Annotated in this window: 2 protein-coding genes and 1 pseudogene; all 3 read right to left on the reverse strand. The window is 73.4% G+C overall.

The annotated features are described in order from the left end of the window. Positions 1–450: pseudogene (locus tag GA0115254_RS44585) on the reverse strand (hypothetical protein); the annotation flags it as partial. A 7-nt stretch (positions 451–457) separates the two neighbouring features. Then, on the reverse strand, positions 458–1489 hold the full coding sequence (locus GA0115254_RS19835; protein WP_093896627.1) for an AAA family ATPase: 1032 nt from the start codon (positions 1487–1489) through the stop codon (positions 458–460). 94 nt (positions 1490–1583) lie between these two features. Then, the coding region (locus tag GA0115254_RS19840; protein WP_370740903.1) for a VMAP-C domain-containing protein at positions 1584–3725 on the reverse strand (2142 nt) is incomplete at its 5' end.

Genomic DNA, 3725 nt, shown 5'->3' on the forward strand with positions numbered 1-3725 from the left:
TCGTCGTCCGGGCGGGGTGGTCCGGGGCGTTCGTCCCGTCCGGTCGATCCGCGGGGCCGACGGCCCGGCCGGGCGGCCCTCGGCGGGGCCGACGGACGGCAGCGGCGTGGCCGCATCGTCCTCGTCGTCCGGCGCGTCGGGGTGACGGGTCCAGCGGGCCAGCCAGAGGGCGTCGCAGAGCTGCTCGGCGTCGGGGTCGAGCCCGGCTTCGCGTAACCGGGCGACGAATGCGGGCAGCAGGCCTCCGGCGTACGGCTCGGATTCCGGCTGCGGCCGTTGCTGCGGCTCGCGACCGGGCACCGGCACCGGCCCGACAGGTCCGGGAGCTTCGGGACCGGTGTCCGTTGCCTCACCCGGGACATGGGTGCCACAAGGCTCCACGGTGTCACCCGCACCACCGTCGGGGCTGCATCCCTCGTCCGGTCCGTGCCGCGCCTTGCCGTCGGCCATCAGCGCATCACCTCGGCCTGTCGAGTCGCTGGATGAGCAGGTCGGCGAGGCGGTCGCGGCCGGCCGGGGCGGCGGCATCGGTGAGATAGATCGCGTTCAACAGCTGGTCGGTGGCGAGGAGTTCGCTGCGGGAGCGTTCCAGGAAGTGGGCGATGAGGTCGTCCCCGGAGCGCGCCGCCTCGTCGCCCAGGTGGGCGCGTACGAACGTCGCGAGCCGCTGGTGGTCGGGGCGCCCGAGCTCCAGGTGGATGCAGCGGCGCATCAGGGGCGCCGGGAAATCCCGCTCGCCGTTGCTGGTGAGCACCACGAACGGGAAGGCCCGGCACTGCACCCGGCCGCCCCTCACCTTCACCTTGTTGCCGTCGTCGTCGAGGACCTCCGCCTCGCCGTCGGGCAGCCGGTCGGCGATCCGCTCCAGCTCGGGGATGGCGAACTCGCCCTCCTCCAGCACATTGAGCAGGTCGTTCGGCAGATCGATGTCGCTCTTGTCGAGCTCGTCGATGAGCAGTACGCGCGGCCGGTCCGAGGGCAGCAGCGCGGTGCCGAGCGGCCCGAGCCGGATGTAGCTGCCGACGCTCTGTGCCGATTCGGCGCCGGGCGCCCCGGCCGCCGCACTGTGTGCGGCGATCTGTACATCCTGGAGCCGGGCGATCGCGTCGTAGTGGTAGAGGCCGTCCTGGAGCGCCGAGCGGCTGACGATGGGCCAGCGCAGGACCCGGCCGAGCCCGAGCTCGTGGGCGACGGAGTGGGCCAGCGTGCTCTTTCCGGCGCCGGGGCTGCCGGTGACCAGCAGCGGACGCCGCAGATAGAGCGCGGCATTGATCATTTCGAGCTCTTCGGCGCCCGGCCGGTGGAGTTCGGCGATATGCCGGTAGCCGCCGAGGCGGCGGTCGGCGGATCCGTCCCCGTCCTGCTCGTCGGGGGCCGGGGCACCGCGGCCCCCGAAGTCCCGCCAGGGCGGCGGGGGCGGCAGCTGCTCGATGCCCTCGTGCGGTTCGCCGGCCCCTCGGTAGATGAGCCACTCGATGGGTTCACTCATAACGCGTTCCTCGTCGTCACTCGTCCGCCAGGGGCAGCAGTCGAACGTGCATCACGGTAGCGATCCGGCGTACACGCCGTAAGGGCCCGGCCGTTCACGGCGCCTCAAGGAACTGTCCGGAGCCCGGCAGCGGATGATGCGGATCTTCGTAGTACAGGGCGACACCGTTCGACCAGTACGTCTCCGCACGGCCCGCATGCACCCCCTGTCTCAACTCATGGATCTTTTGCGGGAGGTGAACAGCGATGCGGGCCTCGGCGACCGCGTCGGCGGCGCGCCGGTGAAAGTCCGTGCACACCGCGGTCGGCTCGGCCGCCCGGCGCCGCCACAGGGCCACGCCGAAGCCTCCGTCGAGTACCCGCCCGAGACCGGCCGCGGTCTCCGGGTGGGGCCGTTCGCCGTAGCGGCAGAGCACCGGGACGGTCTCGTACGCCAGTTGGCGCAGCTCCTCCACCACGGGTACGGGTGCCCGCATTCCGTCCTCGCAGTCGACGACGGCGGCCCGCATCGCGGCGGTCATGGTCCGGCTCCAGCGCGCCTCGCGCTCGTCGATCCCGTCATCGGTCAGGAGCGGACCGTGGTCCAGGCGGCGGATGACCACGGGGCGCAGTACTCCGAGCGGCCTCCCGTCGGGCGGCACCCGCCATCCGTCGACCTCCAGGTCCATGAGGGCCTGATCCACCGCGACCTGGAGGACGGCGGGCTCGTCGGGTTCGTCGCACCGCCGGAACGCCTCCGCCAGCGGGCCCGCGAGCCGGGCCGGGAGGGCCTCCGATGCGGTGCCCCGGCTGTCCTCGGCGACGGGCAGGACGTCCCCGCCGTGCTGGGCGACGCCGATCCGCCAGTCGTAGCGGTCCCGTTCCCAGCCGCGCGGCTCCAGCGCCAGCAGGACGAACGGGGCGCTGCGCGTCCTGGCGGGTTCGAGCGTCGGTGCCGGGGTTCGCAGGGGTTCGAGGCCCGGAGCGTGCCGGCCGTTGTGCCGGAGCCCGGCAAGCTCATGACGGAACTTGCGGGAGAGCCGGTCCTCGGCCATCCGCTTCACCCATTCCCACAGGGACGCCTCGGCGAGCTGGGTGGACGGCAGGACGTAAGGGCGTTCGGCGGAGATGGCGCTCATGCAGTAGCGCAGGATCAGTTCCAGTGCGCCGTCGCCGCCGGGGGCGTCGTACAACGTGCCCAATCCGTCGCGCCAGCCGCGCGGGGCCGCGTGGTGCTCGGCCGGGTGGGTGTCCGGCAGCCGGTCCAGGAGGTCGAGGAGGCTGCGGGTGCTGAGCGGGGGCGGGAGTTCGGCGAGCCGGCCGAGCAGGTCGACGCGCTGCTGGGGGCTGAGGGCGAGCCCCGCTCCGGCACCCAGTTCGCGCTGGAGATCGGCCCAGGTCCGATCGGTGCCGACCGGGCTGGTGTGCCGGTCGGCGTGGTAGCGGTCGTGGGCATGGAACACCGCCTGGTACGGGTCGTCGGACTCGGCGGCGACCGCCCCGGGGGGCACGGGCAGCGTACGCAGCCGCTCGACGCCGATCGAGGTCCCGCCGGTCGTGCCGTCGGAGCGCGACTTGAGTACACCGACGACCTCGCCGCGGGCCAGGTCCACCACGGGTCCGCCGGACAGACCCGGGTACATCCGGTCGCCGTCGAGCCGCATCTGTTCGTCGTCCTCGGCCCAGTCCCCGAAGGTGCCCATCACCTGGCACCGCCCGCTGAACCGGGTCAGCTGCCCCGACCCGCCGTCGGTCCAGCCCGTGTAGAGGACGGAGCCGCCGCCGAACATGCCCGCCGGACGCTCGGTGACGTACACACAGGGGTGCTCGACGGGCCTCAGCAGCCGGATCAGCGCGAGGTCGGGGGCGGGCCAGCCGCCCGAAGGCGCCGCGACCCGTGCGACGCCGGGCCCGGCCGTGGCGTGACGGCTCTCGGGCAGGGCGGCGACCACGGTGCCCTCGACCGCGGTCTCGGCGCTGCCCGGGTCCGGTTTGAAGACCACGTTCACATGACGCCCCTCCCCCTCCATCGCCACGTGCGCGCACGTGAGGACCCAGCTCGGGGCGATGAAGAAGCCGCTCCCCAGGAAGCCTCTGTCGGATCCGTCAGGGGCATACCCGGGCTCCGGGCGATGGATGCGCACGGTCGCCGCCATCACGAGGCCCGCCAGCGCACGGTACGTACTCTCCGAGCCGCCCCCTGCGCCCCTGCCCGGCGGCTGGGTCATGACCGGCTTCCGGCGTCCGGCCCGGCCCCG

Source organism: Streptomyces sp. Ncost-T10-10d, assembly GCF_900091955.1.
GTDB lineage: Bacteria > Actinomycetota > Actinomycetes > Streptomycetales > Streptomycetaceae > Streptomyces.

Coding starts and splice junctions, on each gene's coding strand:
- GA0115254_RS19835 (WP_093896627.1), bottom strand. CDS start 1,489: ATGAGTGAACCCATCGAGTGGCTCATCTACCGAGGGGCCGGCGAACCG.